General features: G+C 39.3%; 10 protein-coding genes and 1 rRNA gene (1 of these 11 cut by a window edge). 5 read left to right on the top strand and 6 right to left on the bottom strand.

What is annotated here, in order from left to right; all coding sequences use genetic code 11:
• Positions 1-695: ribosomal RNA gene (locus QFZ31_RS23705) — 16S ribosomal RNA — on the bottom strand; it reaches 855 nt to the left of the window's first position.
• A 448-nt stretch (positions 696-1,143) separates the two neighbouring features.
• Between QFZ31_RS23705 and QFZ31_RS23700 the strand changes: the two genes are divergently transcribed.
• The gene (locus tag QFZ31_RS23700; protein ID WP_307307664.1) at positions 1,144-2,067 is read left to right on the top strand and encodes an AEC family transporter; all 924 of its coding nucleotides are present in this window, start codon (positions 1,144-1,146) and stop codon (positions 2,065-2,067) included.
• A 236-nt stretch (positions 2,068-2,303) separates the two neighbouring features.
• On the opposite strand, the gene QFZ31_RS23695 is transcribed toward QFZ31_RS23700, so the two are convergent.
• Positions 2,304-2,546: a hypothetical protein gene (locus QFZ31_RS23695; protein ID WP_307307662.1), complete on the bottom strand. Its 243-nt coding sequence runs from the start codon at positions 2,544-2,546 to the stop codon at positions 2,304-2,306.
• A gap of 129 nt (positions 2,547-2,675) precedes the next feature.
• Here QFZ31_RS23695 and QFZ31_RS23690 point away from each other — a divergent pair, with 129 nt between their 5' ends.
• The 3 genes from QFZ31_RS23690 to QFZ31_RS23680 are packed head-to-tail and all read left to right on the top strand — an operon-like array spanning position 2,676 to position 6,640.
• A complete protein-coding gene (locus tag QFZ31_RS23690) occupies positions 2,676-4,292 on the top strand; it encodes a spore germination protein (protein WP_373459931.1) in 1,617 nt (538 codons plus the stop codon).
• Positions 4,279-5,496, top strand: a complete 1,218-nt coding sequence (locus QFZ31_RS23685) for a Ger(x)C family spore germination protein (RefSeq protein ID WP_307307660.1) — start codon at positions 4,279-4,281, stop codon at positions 5,494-5,496. Before QFZ31_RS23690 ends, QFZ31_RS23685 begins: the two co-directional genes overlap by 14 nt.
• A 34-nt stretch (positions 5,497-5,530) precedes the next feature.
• Positions 5,531-6,640, top strand: coding sequence for a GerAB/ArcD/ProY family transporter (locus QFZ31_RS23680; protein WP_307307658.1), 1,110 nt, complete (start codon positions 5,531-5,533; stop codon positions 6,638-6,640).
• Positions 6,641-6,678: 38 nt separating this feature from the next.
• Here QFZ31_RS23680 and QFZ31_RS23675 read toward each other — a convergent pair whose 3' ends face one another.
• The 4 genes from QFZ31_RS23675 to QFZ31_RS23660 form a co-directional block, all read right to left on the bottom strand.
• Entirely contained in the window at positions 6,679-9,540 is a 2,862-nt protein-coding gene (locus QFZ31_RS23675) for a leucine-rich repeat domain-containing protein (protein WP_307307656.1), read from the bottom strand.
• A gap of 224 nt (positions 9,541-9,764) precedes the next feature.
• A complete protein-coding gene (locus QFZ31_RS23670; protein ID WP_307307653.1) occupies positions 9,765-10,871 on the bottom strand; it encodes a Ger(x)C family spore germination protein in 1,107 nt (368 codons plus the stop codon).
• Positions 10,868-11,971 (bottom strand): GerAB/ArcD/ProY family transporter, encoded by a 1,104-nt coding sequence (locus tag QFZ31_RS23665; protein ID WP_307307651.1) that lies wholly within the window; start codon positions 11,969-11,971, stop codon positions 10,868-10,870. Before QFZ31_RS23665 ends, QFZ31_RS23670 begins: the two co-directional genes overlap by 4 nt.
• Positions 11,956-13,425: a spore germination protein gene (locus tag QFZ31_RS23660; RefSeq protein WP_307307648.1), complete on the bottom strand. Its 1,470-nt coding sequence runs from the start codon at positions 13,423-13,425 to the stop codon at positions 11,956-11,958. The genes QFZ31_RS23665 and QFZ31_RS23660 overlap by 16 nt, the downstream gene beginning before the upstream one ends.
• A gap of 255 nt (positions 13,426-13,680) precedes the next feature.
• Here QFZ31_RS23660 and QFZ31_RS23655 point away from each other — a divergent pair, with 255 nt between their 5' ends.
• Complete coding sequence (locus QFZ31_RS23655) at positions 13,681-15,126, top strand: L,D-transpeptidase family protein (RefSeq protein WP_307307645.1); 1,446 nt, start codon at positions 13,681-13,683, stop codon at positions 15,124-15,126.
• Positions 15,127-15,130: the final 4 nt, after the last annotated feature.

The following is a 15,130-nucleotide window of genomic DNA, read 5'->3' as shown; positions in this document are numbered from 1 at the left end:
GCTACACGTGGAATTCCGCTTTCCTCTTCTGTACTCAAGTCCCCCAGTTTCCAATGACCCTCCACGGTTGAGCCGTGGGCTTTCACATCAGACTTAAAGGACCGCCTGCGCGCGCTTTACGCCCAATAATTCCGGACAACGCTTGCCACCTACGTATTACCGCGGCTGCTGGCACGTAGTTAGCCGTGGCTTTCTGGTTAGGTACCGTCAAGGTACCGGCAGTTACTCCGGTACTTGTTCTTCCCTAACAACAGAGCTTTACGACCCGAAGGCCTTCATCGCTCACGCGGCGTTGCTCCGTCAGACTTTCGTCCATTGCGGAAGATTCCCTACTGCTGCCTCCCGTAGGAGTCTGGGCCGTGTCTCAGTCCCAGTGTGGCCGATCACCCTCTCAGGTCGGCTACGCATCGTCGCCTTGGTGAGCCGTTACCTCACCAACTAGCTAATGCGCCGCGGGCCCATCTGTAAGTGTCAGCGTAAACCGACTTTCAGCTTTTCCTCATGAGAGGAAAAGAATTATCCGGTATTAGCTCCGGTTTCCCGAAGTTATCCCAGTCTTACAGGCAGGTTGCCCACGTGTTACTCACCCGTCCGCCGCTAACCAAAAGGTGCAAGCACCTTTTAGTTCGCTCGACTTGCATGTATTAGGCACGCCGCCAGCGTTCGTCCTGAGCCAGGATCAAACTCTCCAAGAAAGTTGATATAGCTCATTTGTTACGTTGGCTTAGCTTTTTAATAAAAGCTAAAAAAATTGTTTGTTGACGTTCTTGTTTGTTTAGTTTTCAAAGAGCAATCTAACATGTCTTAATCGACAGTGATACTATCTTATCACATCTCTATGATTATTTCAATATAATAATTTAACTTTTTTCGTTCTTACTTTCAAGCTAGTAAAACTGGCGTTAAAAGCAACTTCCTAATAGTAGCACCTTCAAATCAATTATGCAACAAAAAGTTTTCTTTTTTTAAAATAGCATTTCCTCATCTTCCTTTAAGATAACCATATCTATTCATATTATAGTAAATAGAATCTTATTTTAATAAGAAAATCTATTATTATATAATTAGAATACAATTTGAAGAAACACCTTTAAGTAGGCTTCACAGTAGATGATAGAATGTTAATTTGAGAGGAAGTTATTTATGTTAGCTGAAATTTTTGCCACGCTTTTTGATGTGATTGTACCACTCTCGATACCCGTAATAGCAGGGGCCATGCTTAGTCAGTTTGGGAAACTGGAAATCAAGCCGCTTTTAAACTTTGCCTTATATTACATAACGCCTTTCTTGATATTTGATACTTTAATGGAGGCGCGCCTTTCACCTGAGGATATTTATTTGACTCTTGCATATTCCTTGTTAAATCTAATTTTTCTTGCTGTTGTTGCTAATCTTTTAGGTAAATTACTCAAACTGCCAGCCAATGATATAGCTGGGTTAACCTTAATTTCCTCATTCACCAATGCAGTTAACTATGGAATTCCACTGATGTTGCTTGCTTTCGGTCAGTTGGGGCTCGAAAAGGCCTCCATTTATATTGTAATGCAAATGGTTATGATGCATACGCTAGGAATCTTCTTTGCAGCGCGCTCTCATTTCACCATAAAAAATGCGATTAAATCAGTGTTTTCTCTGCCAGCTATTTATGCCGTCTTGCTAGCTATGGTGCTACGGGCACTTAATCTAAACCTGCCAGGAGGACTCTCCACAGGAGTATCCATGATCGCAGAAGCCTACCCCCCCATCGTGCTAGCTGTCTTAGGTGCACAAATGGCCAATGTGAAAACCGAAAGTATCACTAGGAATACACGAATCACCTTTTGGAGTGGCATGGGCATGAGATTATTGATTGCACCGCTGATTGCATTATTATGTTTACATCTATTAGAAATTAAAGGCATTATGTTCTCCACCCTATTGGTTTTATCATGTATGCCCGTTGCGATCAATGCCGGTATATTAGCAGAAAAATTTGATGCCTCACCAAAAGTGTTAACCAAAACGATTCTCTGGACTACCTTATTGTCCTTTTTCGTGTTACCAGTATTGATTGTTTTGGTTAGGTAGAACTTAGGTCCTTTGGTCACCACTACACTTCTGAAGTACTACACGATTCCTTTTTGTCAAAGGCCGCTTCGCTATTGTTAATTGGAGGTGGCTTTATTGGGGAGTCAAACCTTAACAGAACGTTGATAATACCTGTCAGAAGAAATACCAAATTCTGACTGCTCCCTCAAACCTACACCTTCACCTGTCAAAAGGTAACCCGCTCCTGTTTCCTATATTACCTATACTTAAACTACCTACTCCAAAATCTTCGCCAGCTTCCTGCTTATCCATTTATTCGTCAATGCATATAGCTTCTTTAGTAAATAAATCGCAATCAGGAAAACAAATACGAAGTATTCAGGAACTTCCATGACACGAAAAGGGCTTACGGCATTACGCCAAGCGGTCTTCATTTCAAATCCCAACAAGAGGTCTATTCCAAAGGAACAACTGATTAATACGGTTAACATCATGATTGTAATAAAGATTATCTTCATTTTCTTATCACCTTTTTATGTATGATTCCTCTTTCCTTACGAAAACCTGCTGGTACTTTTTAGAAAATCAGGAATACGTTTTTAATATTGGTGAAAAATAAGATAAAAAGCAGGAAAGGTTTAGTGACAATGTCTCTATTTTCCCTATCCAAAAAAATGAAAAAATTAAAAATACAAAAGAAACCGGCTCAACAGCATGAACTGCCAGCTAAAGCCCTTCAAAGTTCTTTACAAGAGCAAATAGATTACATTAAAGAAAAAACAGGAAATAGCATTGATGTTGTCATCCGAAAATTACAGCTTGGGGATGGCAAGAGTGCAGCGGTTGTGTTTGTAGAAGGAATTGCAGATAGCAAGGCAATCAATGACTTTTTGATTGAATCGATTATGAATAAACATCCTGTTCACAACAGCCAGCCTATTTTTGAAATCCTTCTTAAAGAGGTAGTAGCACTCGGTGATGTGAAAGAAATTACGGATTGGGACAACTTGTACCTGTCCTTAATGTCTGGTGAGAGTATTATCCTAGTGGATGGAGCCCAAAAAGCACTTAGTGCCAGTACTAGAGGTGGAGAGCATCGTTCCATCCAAGAACCTGGCAGCCAAGTAACGGTTCGTGGGCCGAGGGATGGGTTTACCGAATCCATTCGTACCAATACAGCTTTAATTCGCAGACGAATTCAAAACCCCGATTTATGGCTGGAAAATATGAAGATTGGCAGCGTCACGAAAACGGATGTTTCCATGATGTATATTAAAGGTATTGCAAAGGATGAAATTGTCGAGGAAGTTCGGAATCGGTTAAAAAGAATTGAAATTGACAGTATTCTTGAATCAGGTTATATCGAACAGCTGATCGAAGACCAGCCATTTACGACATTTCCAACCCTTTATCATACGGAACGGCCAGATATGGTCGCCGGAAATCTTCTTGAAGGCAGGGTTGCAATCATTGTGAATGGAACGCCATTTGTCCTGATTGCACCGGCTGTTTTCATCCAGTTCTTTCAGTCAGTAGAAGATTATTATGGCCGGGCTGATATAGCGACAGCACTAAGATTCTTACGGATATTAATATTCTTTATCTCAATTATTGCGCCAGCTGCTTATATTGCGGTGACAACCTTTCATCAGGAGATGATCCCCACACAGCTGTTAGTTGCAATTGCGGCTCAGAGGGAAACTGTACCTTTTCCTGCATTGGTCGAAGCATTGATTATGGAAGTAGCTTTTGAAATCCTCCGTGAAGCCGGAGTAAGGATGCCCAGAGCTGTAGGTTCAGCTATCTCAATCGTTGGAGCGTTGGTTATTGGGCAGGCAGCCGTACAAGCTGGTATTGTTTCCCCCGCTATGGTCATTATTGTTGCCATTACAGCAATAGCTAATTTTGCAACTCCTGCATTTGCCGTAGCTATCTCAGCACGATTAATTCGCTTCGGATTTATGTTTGCAGCTGCAACCTTTGGTTTTTACGGAATCATTTTGGGTGTCATTATTTTAGCCATACATTTATGTAGTCTCCGTTCTTTTGGAGTACCTTATTTAACCCCAATTGCACCACTTATCCCGGCAAACCTCGGCGATACAATCGTCCGTCTGCCAATGTGGGCACAAAAAAAACGACCAAGGCTTTTTAGCGATAATAAGGAAAATCGGGTAGGCGATAACCAGAAACCACAACCACCTCAAAGCAGAGGGATGGTCAACTCCGCATTAGAAAAAGGTGACCAAGATGAACAAAATTAACCGCCTGATGTGTTCCTTAGTCATAGTAGGCACTGCCCTCCTTTTATCAGGTTGTTGGAGCAAAAAGGAATTAACTGATTTGGCGATTGTGGCTGCACTTGGAATAGACAAGAATGAAGAAGGCAGATATGTTGGCACCTTGCAAATTATCAATCCAGGTAACGTTGCAGGCGGCTTTCAAGGCGGCGGCGGAAGTCAAGGACCTCCCGTATCCGTTGTAACAGGAACAGGAGATACTATTGTCGAGTTAAGCAGAAGGACCTCCCGTAAATTATCAAGAAGACTTTATTATGCGCATACAAATTTAGTAGTCATTAGTGAAGAGCTTGCAAAAGAGGAATCTATCAGCAGTATTCTTGATTCACTAGAACGGGATGCAGAATTCCGAAGTACAGCAATCATTGTGATTGCCCAGGAATCGAAAGCTTCAGACATTGTTAAAGTGTTAACAGCCATAGATAAAATCCCAGCAAATAAAGTAATTAAAACGTTAAAATTTACTGAAAAGATATGGGGAGAAAATATCTCTGTTAGTATGCAAGAAGCGATAAAAACACTTGTCACGCCAGGTAAGGAATTAGCGGTTTCAGGATTTCGTGTAAGTGGAGATGTCTCTAGAGGAAAAACAATCGAAAATACACAGCAGACAGAACCCTCCTCCTTACTGTCTGCAGGGAGTCTTGCGATATTTAAAGAAGGGAAGTTAACACAATGGATTGATGGTGAGTTCGCAAGAGGTTCTATATTCCTCCTTGACAAATTAAATGCATCGGCAATTGATTTAAAGTGGGAAGGAAAAGACGAGGCTATGGTATATGAATTAATCAGACAAAAGACAAAGGTAAGTGCAAGGATGGAAAAAGGAAAGCCCCGCGTTTTCATTAAGGTTCAGGCCGAGGGAAATATTGGTGAGGCGAGAGTACCCATAGACCTTAATAATCCTGATGTTCTTTTAAAAATAGAAAAAGTAATTGAAAAGGAAATTAAAAAAGAGATTTCTATGGCTGTGAAGAAGGCGCAAAAAAATAAAGCCGATATTTTTGGTTTTGGAGAAGCACTTCATCAAACAAACCCTAAGGAATGGAAAAAAATGAACACTAAATGGAATGATATTTATTTTCCAGAAGTTAAAACAGATATAGTAGTCGACGCCTTTATTCGTCGTACAGGATTGCGTAACAACCCTCACCAAGTGAATAAGTAATAATCAAAAAGGATGAAAAGGATGTGACAAAAGCGTGGAAAAGGCAAAAATAAGCTTATACCAGCTTTTTGTCCTAATCTTGTTATTTGAACTCGGAAGTGCCATTTTGGTACCACTAGCAATTGAGGCCAAACAGGATGCCTGGATGGCCATTCTGTTTGGCATGGTAGGAGGTCTATTCTTATTCTGGGTAAATTACCGTTTATATCTTTTTTATCCTGAGTTAGTCCCCCCGGAATATATGCAAAAGCTGCTTGGAAAAATAGCGGGTACATTCCTTGCCTTTTGGTATATTATTTTTTTTATGTATACGGCAGCCAGGGTACTTCGCGATTTTGGGGAAATGCTCCTGACCTTTGCCTATCTCGAAACTCCCTTATTTATTGTAAATGCCCTATTAATGCTGGTTATTATTTATGCTGTTAGCAAAGGTATTGAGGTTGTGGCAAGAACCGGAGAATTATTTTTTGTTTCTATCTATTTTCTTGCTATTACTGGTTTTATTCTGATTGTCTTTTCTGGGCTCATTGATTTGAATAATTTAAAACCGATGCTAGAGCAAGGCATTTTTCCAATAGCCAAAGTAGCTTTCACACAGACCTTATATTTTCCATTCGGTGAAGCCATTGTTTTTTCTATGATTTTCCCCTATATAACCAAAAGAAAAAGTGTGAAAAAAGTAGGGTTATTTGCAATAGTCTTAAGCGGAATTAATCTTGCCATTACGATGGCAATAAACATTGGTGTATTAGGTGTTGACCTTGCATCACGCTCGCAATTTCCGCTTTTAAGTACCATTCAAAGTATACAAGTGGCAGAATTTCTTGAACGTCTTGATGTTTTTTTCATGATATCTATGGTCATCTGTATCTTTTTTAAGGTAAGCATTTATTTTTATGCGGCCGTTGCAATTGCTGCAGTGATATTCAAGATAAAGAAACCTTCCAAGTTAACCTATCCTATGGGGATGGTGGTTTTGTTCATGTCCGTCACAATTGCAAGCAGCTATGCTGAGCATTTAAAGGAAGGGTTGGAATTTGGTACACGCTATGTGCACCCGTTCTTTCTTGTTATAATTCCCATGTTACTCTTAGGGATTGCCTTTATAAAGAACCGAAAAAGTAGTAGTCATCAAAAAAAATAAAGGACAAGGGGCTAAGACCCCTTGTCCTATTTCTTAACTTATTTGTTTATTGCTTTTCTGCGTTTAACTACAAGGAAGGTGAATCCTACTGCAACTAAACCAAGTCCGAACACTAACAAATTAAAGCTGTTTGTTGCTGTGTCTGGCAGATTCAGTCCAGGTTTTTGTGTTACTTTATCAACCTGAGTTGAATGATTTTCAGTTTCTTTACCCGGATTAGTTGGAGATTTATCAACAACTCCAACGGTTCCCTTATCATCTTCAGAATCCCCAGGATTAGGTTCAGGAGTATCCTGGACCGCAGATGTAGTAACAGCAGTAGTTCCATAAATAAAACTTTCCGAGTTCTCACTTATTCCTAAAACTTCAATCTTATATTCCGTTTCCGCTTCAAGATCAGTGAAGGTATAAGAAGAATCAGTTAAATCAATAGCTACTTCTTCCCCATCTACTAGGACATAGTAGAGGTAGTCCTGTACATCGTTTTGCGGAACTGGTCCCCAACTAATCTTAATCGTACTTTCCGTTACTTCATCGACGGAAATGTCCAGATATTCATACATAACGATGACCCCATTGTCTTCTAACGTCTGAATGACAGATCGTGTCTCGGAGCCTTCCGTTAAATCGAGTGGATTGTTCATAATTAAGACATATTGTAAATTCTCTAATTCTAGCAGACTTGAAATATCGTCAATATCGTTATAGCCAATGTTAAGAAATTCAATATTTAAGTTCGCTAACTGACCAATATCTTTTACCTTATTTTCTTGTAAAGACAAAAGGGAAAGCTTTGAAAATTGAGATAGGATACTAATATCTACTATTTCATTGCCATCGAGGATTAACGATTCTAAATTTGTTAATGCCGCCAGCCCAGAAATGTCTGACATTTTATTATTGCTTAGCGATAAATGAACTAAATTCGATAATCCAGCTATTGGCTCAAAATTGCGAATGGCGTTGGAGTCTAATAACAATTCCTGCAGATTAGCAGCTAACTCTAATCCTTCAAGCTCCTCAATTCCCCGATCGCTCGCATCTAAGCTTATCAGAATGGTCATATCACTCTCGTAAAGGTCACGGGAGTAAATATGCAAAGCATCACGTACTGCCTCTTCCAGGGCTGGATCCTTAAATCGAACCACCTCTCCTTCTGGTACAGGCGGTGTCGTCAAATAGTTATAGGCACTAGCCCAAACATTACCAGCTTCATCAACAGCTTCTACACTAATCTCATATTCTGTCAGGGGCTCAAGATCACTTAGCTCATAACCATTCTCTTCGACTGGTAATTCTCCCACTAACTTACCATTTAGATAAACATTATACGCGCTGATGAAATCAGTAACGCCAGGAAAATTAAATTCAAATTGGATCAAGGATTCCGTTACATCCTGAATCGAAATTTCGAAGTTTTCTAACAGCCACTCCACTGAAACCCCAGCTGTAATTAGTTTTTTTAACACTTCAGCATCTTCGGAACCTTTTGTAAATTCAAGACCTTCATTACCGATTAACGTAACATAAGAGAGATTCGGTAATGTGTTCAGGACACGAATATCTTCAATTTGATTAAAAGATAAAAACAAAGATTCAAGGTTTTTCAGGTTTTTCAAGTCATCAAGACTCTTAATCAAATTCTCATCCAAATCCAGAGACGCTAGATTCATAAGGTTCGCAAGCGGAGATAGATCTTCAATTTGATTACCATATAACATAAGACTTGTAAGATTTACAGCATACTCAATGCCTGTTAAATCACTAATGTCTGAATAACTGGCATCTAAATCAGTCAATTTTTCCATATCATCCGTATAAATGTCACGGTGCTGGATTTTCAATTGATTAGCAATTGCATTTTTTAGATTTTCATCTACAAAAACAACAACCTCACCTGCAGGAGGAGCTGACGTCATAACTTCTGCAGTAACCGTCTCGCTTGAGCCATCCTTATAGACGTACTCTACTTTTACCTGATACGCCGTCTCAGGTTCCAATTCTGAATACGTAAAAGATGTAGTGTATGGGTCAGTGATTTCTTCAGCCAGTTCTTCATTTAAATAGACAAGGTATTTTTCTACTATTTCTGGATCGACAAACTCTCCCCATCCGATTGAAATCGACTGCTCCGTTGTCCCTTCAATCTGCAGAACCTTTTTTATAACTAGTTGTTCGTCAGGGAACACGATTTCAACTGGACTTGTTACATAATCTTTCCCACTCTCAATCGTAAATGCCGTCGTAATATCTTCTTCTGTGGAGTAGTTGTATGTATTTATGCTGTAGGCTCCGATAGGAAGTTCAATATCACGGGATTCAGTCTCGTATTCTACAAAAAATCCTTCATCATTTAAATAACCATAATAAGAGATTTCGGAACCTTCTTCACCGATTATTGAAAAATCAAATCCCCATGGAATCGTACCTTGATCTGTAACCACCTTGATATTTGTCGTCACAACTTCTACATCTGACTCAGGGGTTAATAGTACATTACCTTGCAGTTCTTCTGCTTGTCCAACAAAAGTATGTTCTACTGGCGTACTTATTACCTTTTCACCGGTGGAAAGGGTTCCAGCGATTTGGTATGTGTATTGGGCGTTCTTTTCAACATTTTGGTCTTCATAGGAATACCTTTTTACATTTTCCTCTAAAGTTTCATCTAATGGGACCGGCTCTATATCCAGCACTTCACCATTTTTTATTAATTGGTAGTCTGTAAATTCTTCTCCCTCATTCACCACTTCCCAGACAAGAACCGTGGACTCTTTTTTCTCTGTCACGTCTAGTAATTGCAACCCTGCCGCAGCATAAGTCTTTAAACTAGTAAACGGGCTAAACAAAGAAAATACTAATACTAGAACGATTGAGAGATTCGTCCATTTTCGATTATGCAAAATGCACCCTCCTTAGTATAAAAGTTTTACTAACAAAATTATTATATAATGTTTTGCAGGAAATTTGATACAAGGATTCACTAAATTTTTACATATTTCACTCTCCTAAATATACATAAAGACATAAATAAGGAACCAAAGGTTAAAAGCCAGGTTCCCCATTTACTAATAAAAAATCTCGGTATGTAGTGATAAATCAGCCAAAAACCCCTGAAAAAAGTAACTTAAAACACATTCCCGGTTTTTATGATATTTACCTTTACGACAGGCTCAATTTGAACATTTTTATATTCCTCATCCCAATTGACTTTCTTCCATAATTCAGGGTGGAAGCTTGAGATTTGCCTGCCAATCCCAAACGCATCACAATTGGCTTTTACTAAGGTGTTGGTTATTTCCTTGGCTTCCCTAGTGAATTCATCAGAAAGATCTTGATTTAGTTTTTTAACATTGATTTCATTTTTAAAATCTTGTGGATAGGTGATGATTTCAATTTCCATTTTCAGGTCAATTTTACAAGTGATTTCTTCACTCTTGTTCACATGGACTTCTAGGTTCCGTCTTAAATCTCTAGTGGAAAAAGAAATCGAACGGCCATTGCTAGTTGAACCCAGGATGATTGCCATTCTATTGTTTTTGGCTAGTTGATTCATTAAGGACAAGAGTAAACCGCTTTTGTCCTTTGATAATGTTTTACCTGTATATTTATCACCGTTAAATAAGGCTACTCCAGCCACTTCTACCTTATCCCGCTCTGCTCTTTCAAGATACGGTAACACCATATCCTTACCTGGATCCAATATGTTGTTCCAAACCGTAAAGGTACTTTTTTTCGGAATGACCGTATCCGACTCTGCTCCTTCGAGTAATTGTAAGATGGCGAAAGCAATAGGACTTTTTTCTTTCTCCACAGAAAGAATCTCTTTCCCCGTTCCTTTACCTATCACAATTTTAGAAGACAAATATGATTCCCGATTGCGGTAAAAGAATTCAATGAAAGGGTGAATTCCCTTTTTGGCTAGCTCTTCTCCTAAAATGACTACATGCGCTTTACTCGCATCCAGTTCACCCGGAATTTTACTGTCTAGATCCAATCCCAAACCAACAACGGTTGGTCGTTTGGCCTCAACTAATTCATCCTGGATTTCGAATAGGCCGCCACCCTTACTTTGTATATTTAACGCTCTCACCGCCGCAGTTATCTTACCATCTTTCGTCACATCGAAACTTACCCCGTTTACCAGTGTTCGGTTTACTAAGAGGCGCTGGTCCCAACAACCCGTCAACATCATGGGGAGTATCAATAAAATGAGGAGGTAGATTTTTCTCATCGTGATTCACTCATTTCATGTTTTTTCATCAGGAATGAAAGCATTAATAACAAAGTAGGAATTAAAAATACGACCAGATAACTTAAATAGGAAACATACTGATTAAACAAAGTAATAATGGCATCATCACTAGGAATCAAGGTTATCAGAAAAAGAATGCATCCATTTACTACGACAGCCTTTGGGTAATGCTTTTTTTCTAGATTCAAACTTTTACTTGCAGCGAATAGATAGGTAATAATGGACGTGGCCATTGGCACGATCCATACAGATAGAAATAAAAGGTCGACCCGATCAATCATATTAAATGATATTCCTCTAAGAAGATTTAGAATCGGTTCTCTCATTTGAGTCAGTTGATCGGTACTAAAACTGATGAGGGTAATAAAAATAAAGTATGTGTAAAAAAGAGTTATAGTAAGGTTGGCCATCGATACCGTTTTGAATACTCCCTTTTTATCTTTATCAATCATGAATGGGAAGAAAAATAGCAGCGCTTCAAAGCCTAACATCGCTAGAAGCGAGTTATTACTACCCAATAAGATATTTTTCAGTCCTGAACTTCCAATCGGAAGGACATATTCAAATTCCTTTGGGGTAAACCAGCTTAATACAGATGTAAACCATAATAATAGTATCAATGAGGTAGCAAGGACAAAGAACCTTGCAATGATTTTTAAATCACTTATAGCTAAATAAATACAGGCCGTCAAAATCATTGCAGAAATTATCCACCCAGGTGTTAAAGGCAATAACCATAAATTGATAAGTTTAATAAAAAGAATAGTCGCTAAACCCCCGACAAGAATGAAATTTATGTAGATGAAAACATTAAGGAATTTTCCTAAAAAACTTCCGACTACCTTCTTCGTTATTTCTGTATACATAAGGGTCGGAAATCGTTTTAACAATTGCCAATAAACGATGAGCATACCTTGAACGGCCACCCCTGCAATGATCGTAGAAATCCACCCGTCTCCCTTTGCACTCACCTGCACAGCATGCGGCAAGGATAAGAGGGCGACACCAATTTGACTTTGTATCAATAAAAAAAACAACTGAAATTTGGTTATCCGATTTTTCGTCATTTCTTTTTCCATGCCCTAGCTCTCCCTTGTTGATTCGCATAAGCTGGCTTTGCATCAGTCGGACGAGTATTTAATTTCCATAATGGCAGCCGGACGATTGAATCCTTTAGCTCTTCTTTCTTGAATGGCGCGAACGGTGAAAAATAGGGCATCCCAAAAGAATCTAGTTTACTTAAATGCATGAAAATCAACATCAACACAAAAACAATCCCAAAAAACCCAAACAATGTTGCCGCAATCATGGTCGGAAATCCTAACAATCTTGCACTCGTCCCCATTTCATTAATTGGCGCCACAAAGGAGGCAATGGCGGTAAATCCGATGACGACAATCATCATATTCGATACAATATGGGCGTCTACGATAGCTGTTCCAATGACTAATCCCCCGACAATCCCGATGGTCTGAGCGATAGGTGACGGCAACCGAATCGAAGCCTCTTTTAATAGCTCCAAAATGATTTGCATCGTTAAGGCCTCCACAAAAGGCGGAAAGGGAACATACTCTAAGGAAGTCCGGATGGAGTATAGAATTCCAATCGGAAGGACCTCTGAATGAAAGGAAACGATGGCTACGTAGATAGCAGGCAAACTAATCGCGACAATGAAGCTAAAGATACGAATAAATCGAAAGAAAGAACCAACCAACCACCGGCTATTATAGTCGTCCGGTGCCTGATAAAAAGCAAAAAAAGTAATCGGAACGACTAACACGCGGGGACTACCATCGACAATGATGGTAATTTTTCCATCCGCTAAGTAGGACACGGCTCTGTCAGGTCTTTCCGTAGCTAGATTTTGCGGAAAAGGTGAAAAAGGGTGATCTTCAATGAGCTCCTCTACATCACTAGTGGAATAAAGCTGGTCGATTTCGATGGAAGATAATCTCCGCTCCACTTCGTCAACCAGCTCTTTGTTCGCAAGATTTTCTAGATAAACCATACCCACTTTCGTATGGGTAAGGTTTCCGATTGTAATATATTTCACTTTCATATACGGGCTTTTTATTCTCTTTCGTAAAAGCTGCAGATTGGAGCTAAACTCTTCGACAAAACCATCATGAGAACTTTTAATATTCCGCTCATTATTCGGTTCCTCAATGGACCTGCCTTCTATTCCTCCTACAGAGGCGGTATATGCTTCGGAATACTCTTCTAACAGGATTACACAGGATCCATCTAATAATTGTTTTCCCACTTCAGAAATTAAGGTGGTCTTTTTTACTTCTGCTGCATGGACAATTTGTTCAATATCATTGATTTCGCTTTCTAAAATGGGCTCGATAATAGAGGTCTGGAGGAGTTCCTTTTTTACCAATGGATCAAGATAAAGAATGACACACTTCTGTTTAGCACTGACGAGTTTTTTTTTCATTAAATCTTCTGTATGGCAAAAATGCTCTTCTACCATTTTTATATTTTTCTCGATATCACCAGAAAGCTGCCCCATTTTATTCAAGAAACTCATGTCAGAAAACCCCTTAAACAACTAGATATTCCCTATTATCCCCTTAATTTCCACCCATATTCTTTGGCACCAGGTATGTATCGATTTAGTCGATTGACTTGTTACCATTTTTTAGAAAAAATAAATATATAAAATTAATACAAATAACGACAAAATTTACGTTATACTATCTTGTAGAATTGTAATGAAAGTTTAATAAAAATGTAAAATAGTTGTTCAAAAGAAAGATGTTAAAGGTATCTGGAGGGAACATTTGTGGGAAACGCATTAGAACAAAGTGTTGGGGAGATTGACCGTTCACGAAAAAAGAAAACGCAGTGGTACAAAAATTGGAAGCTCCTATCAGTAATCATCGGAATGATCATTGTACTCATGGTGTCGGGGATTAGCTTTTATCAAGCAAACCATTTTAATGCAAATATATCGATTAATGGTATAAAAGTTAGCGGTCTAACTATTGACGACGCTCTCAAAAAGTTACAATCTACTGTCTTAACGAACAAAGTCTATATTGGAGAAGAATTACTAATAGACGGAAATGATACAAAGATGGGAATTACTGAGGAGGACCGACCTGGAGTTAAAAAATTATTAAAAAGCCAGTGGACATTTTTTCCTTCATTTAAAACAAAGGATTTTACCTTAATCCCGAGCAAACAGGACGAATATCGAAGTATAAGCTTGAAAACACAGCTGGAACAAGAACTCAATGCAAGGAATGAGACTTTACAAGCCCCTAAGGATGCGCAGGTAACCTTACAAGAAGGAAAAATAACGATTATAAATGGCAGTGATGGTACGCAATATGATATTCCTAGTCTAATAGAGGAGTATGAAAAACAGCCATTTACGAGTGAGATCCATCTGAATCCTATATTGATTCAACCGTTCAAGGAAGACAGTCAGCTGGTAAAAGACCAAGAGAAGCTGCTGCAAGAGCTCCTTCAAAATACGGTTGACTATAAGGTACAGGACAAAGTTTATACGTTAAAAGGCAGTGAGGTTATTCAAAATGCCTCTGTGTCCACAGATATGAAAGTTTCAATCGACCCGAGCATGATAAAGAATAAAATTACAGAAATTAATAATGCCCAATCCACATTAGGGAAAAATTTCAACTTTACGACCCACTCCGGTTCAGTCATTACGGTTAAAGGTGAAGGCTATGGCTGGGCACTTGATGTCGAAAAAGAGGCAGCACTTGTTCAAGCTGCTTTTGAAAAAGGAGAGAAATCCATTTCTGCTTCCAACATACACGGAAACGGCTGGAACAATGAGGGCTATGGGTACGAAACCATTGCCAACAATGGAATTGGTGGCACCTATGCCGAAGTATCCATTGCCGAACAGCGTATTTGGCTTTACAGAGATGGAAATTTGGTCTTAACCACAAATGTGGTTACCGGTAAACACAGTACGGGTGAAGATACTTCACCTGGTGTATGGTATATTCTCTTTAAACGCACCCCTTACACACTTAAGGGCAGCGCCGTCGGCAAAGCTGATTATGCCGTCGAAGTCGATTACTGGGCACCCTTTACCAACAGCGGTCAAGGATTTCACGACGCCAGCTGGCGGACAAACTGGAACAACAACGCCTATCTTACACAAGGATCCGGCGGCTGCGTTAACGTATCTCCTAGTATGATGAAGGCTGTTTATGATAACCTCAGTGTCTATCAGCCAGTCGTAGTTTATTAAAAGC

The sequence above is a fragment of the Neobacillus niacini genome, from assembly GCF_030817595.1.
GTDB classification, from domain to species: Bacteria; Bacillota; Bacilli; order Bacillales; family Cytobacillaceae; genus Neobacillus; species Neobacillus niacini_G.
Note: the sequence above shows the minus strand (reverse complement) of the source record. Positions and strands in the feature narration are given on the sequence as shown.